Origin of the sequence: Achromobacter sp. GbtcB20 (assembly GCF_019091095.1) — a bacterium.
GTDB classification, from domain to species: domain Bacteria; phylum Pseudomonadota; class Gammaproteobacteria; order Burkholderiales; family Burkholderiaceae_B; genus Achromobacter; species Achromobacter mucicolens.
The window spans coordinates 1-270 of the sequence record NZ_JAGXJZ010000548.1 but is presented as its reverse complement, the minus strand read 5'-3'; the positions used below and the strand labels follow the sequence as shown (position 1 = coordinate 270).

Sequence of the window (270 nt, the reverse complement as noted above, 5' to 3'; positions counted from 1 at the left end):
GGGCGTGAACTTCGGCGACGACCGCATCGTCGGCGACGTGCTGAGCTACGACGGCGTGGCCCGTTTCTCCGACAAGAATGCCGGCACCGGCAAGACCGTCGTCGTCACCGGCATCACGCTCGGCGGTACGCACGCAGCCAACTACACGCTGGCCTCGAACAGCGCCACAACCAGCGCCGACATCGCCAAGCGCACCCTGGTGGTCGGCGCCACCGGCTCGGGCAAGTCGACCACCATCGCCTCGATGCTCGACTACCGCAACGGACAGCG

General features: G+C 67.8%; 1 protein-coding gene. It reads left to right on the top strand.

Annotated elements, in window-relative coordinates; genetic code table 11:
• On the top strand, window positions 1-270 hold a 270-nt coding region (locus tag KVT32_RS30165; protein WP_217619437.1), incomplete at both ends, for a YDG domain-containing protein.